This is a genomic window from Phytoactinopolyspora endophytica (assembly GCF_004138495.1).
Taxonomy (GTDB): domain Bacteria; phylum Actinomycetota; class Actinomycetes; order Jiangellales; family Jiangellaceae; genus Phytoactinopolyspora; species Phytoactinopolyspora endophytica.
Genome location: NZ_ML142850.1, coordinates 296,480 through 297,951, shown reverse-complemented (window position 1 = coordinate 297,951; position 1,472 = coordinate 296,480). Strand labels below are relative to the sequence as shown.

General features: G+C 68.1%; 2 protein-coding genes. Both read left to right on the top strand.

What is annotated here, in order from left to right; translation table 11 throughout:
* Window positions 1-264 (top strand): cupin domain-containing protein (locus ELR45_RS36905; RefSeq protein ID WP_205855964.1); only part of this gene is annotated, 264 nt, incomplete at its 5' end.
* A 126-nt stretch (window positions 265-390) separates the two neighbouring features.
* Window positions 391-1,472 (top strand): alcohol dehydrogenase catalytic domain-containing protein (locus ELR45_RS04710; protein WP_165367479.1); only part of this gene is annotated, 1,082 nt, incomplete at its 3' end.

The following is a 1,472-nucleotide window of genomic DNA, read 5'->3' as shown; positions in this document are numbered from 1 at the left end:
GCCGCGGCCGGCGCCGAGCAGGTCGACTTTGCCCCCGACTTCGCGAGCCACTTCGAGCCGGACGCCCCTGGCGTCCACACGACCGACAGCGTCGACTACGACATCGTGCTCGACGGCGAGATCTGGCTGGAGCTCGACGACGAGACCGTGCACCTGCGCCAGGGAGACGTCGTCGTGCAGAACGGGACCCGGCACGCATGGCGCAACCAAGGCGACCGCCCCGCCTCTTTGGCCTTCGTACTGATCGGAGCGACCAGGCGCTGACGCCTCGTCGTACGCAACACGAGCGCCCATGAGGGCAGACGGGAAGACTTCATGACGACCACCTCCTCACAGAGGCCCCCCGCATCCGACACCTCCGACCAGCGTGCGTCCTCGGCGCCGGAAACTATGCTCGCTGCGCGACAGCACGAACGCGGTGAGCCGCTGCGCGTCGAGCGTGTCGAGCGCCCTCGGGCCACCGGTACCGACGTCATCGTCGAGGTCAAGGCGTGTGGGATAGTGCCCAACCTGGCGAACGTGCTGGCCAACTGGGAAACGTGGTTCCCGCACGAGCCGTTGCCGCCGCGGCCGGCCACGTTCGGCCTCGACCCGGTCGGCGTGGTGCACGAGGTGGGCGAGCAAGTCATCGGTGTCCGTCCGGGCGACCGCGTCTACGTCAACCCCACCCGCTCGTGCGGTGCGTGCCACCCGTGCACCGCCGGACGCCCCCAGGAGTGCCACTACTGGGTGTTCGCCGGCTACTTCGCCTTCCATCCCGACGGCGTGGCGATGTTCGAGAAGTATCCCCACGGAGGTTTCTGCGAGTACATGAGAGCCCCCCTGGCGGCGCTCGTGAAGCTCCCCGACTCCCTCGACTTCCGGCACGCGACGCGCCTGGGGTACCTCGGCACCGCCTACGCCGCCGTCAAGAAGCTCGGACCGCTGGCCGGCAAGTCGCTGCTCATCCACGGAGCCACGGGCACGCTCGGTGTCGGGACGACGCTCGTCGCACTCGCGCTGGGAGTCTCGAAGGTCTACGCCGTTGCCCGTGGACTGCCGCTGCTCGAGCGGCTGCAGGCACTCGCACCAGGACGGATCGAGATCTTCAGCAACGTAGACGGAGGGACCGCGGAATGGGTCCGCTCACGCACCGGAGGTACAGGGGCTGACTTCCACGTCGACACCCTGGCGGCGGTCGGGTCCCTGGACTCCTTCAAAGACGCGGTCCACGCCGTGCGGCGTGGCGGCACGATCGTCGACATCGGCGGTGCTGCCGGCGAGGTCGGGCTCGATCCGAAGTACTTCATGGACAACTCCCTCTCGTTCGTGGGGTCGGCCTGGTTCACCACTGCGGAGTGCATGGAACTCGTGGGGCTGATCGAGGCGGGGGTCGTCGACATCCAGTCGGTGCTGGAGCCCAAGGTCTGGTCGTTCGAGCAGATCAACGAGGCCATCAACGGCGTAGCCAGTGGCGAAGGAGGCTTCACCAG